Annotated in this window: 1 protein-coding gene; it reads left to right on the plus strand. The window is 39.1% G+C overall.

The features are described 5' to 3' along the window. Window positions 1-103: 103 nt before the first annotated feature. Window positions 104-414, plus strand: a 311-nt coding sequence (locus J7R05_RS08505; RefSeq protein WP_281388237.1) for a DNA methyltransferase, incomplete at its 3' end; no start/stop codon positions are given.

Genomic DNA, 414 nt, shown 5'->3' on the forward strand with positions numbered 1-414 from the left:
ACGATACGTTTACGCTATTTTGTAAATATGGATTGGTAATGCGGGCCTATAAACTATTTTGGTTGATTATAGGGCAAATTCAGTTAATTTTGTTGGGTTTTTCATGACAGTTATTCAGCTTCAAAAAGATTTTCTTCGTACTCCCTCACAGATGCCATGGCGCAATAAAATTTTTAAAGGAGATTGTGTTTCCGTTCTAGAAAAACTTCCAAAACATTCCGTTGATATGATTTTTGCGGACCCACCCTATAATTTGCAATTGGACGGAGCTTTATACCGTCCAGATCATTCGCTTGTTGATGCGGTTGATGATGCATGGGATCAGTTTGAGAGTTTTGCTGCTTATGATGCTTTTACCCGTGCATGGTTGCTTGCTTGTCGTCGTGTATTAAAACCCAACGGAACACTTTGGGT

It is taken from the genome of Bartonella capreoli, from assembly GCF_902813205.1.
In the GTDB taxonomy this organism is placed as follows: Bacteria; Pseudomonadota; Alphaproteobacteria; order Rhizobiales; family Rhizobiaceae; genus Bartonella; species Bartonella schoenbuchensis.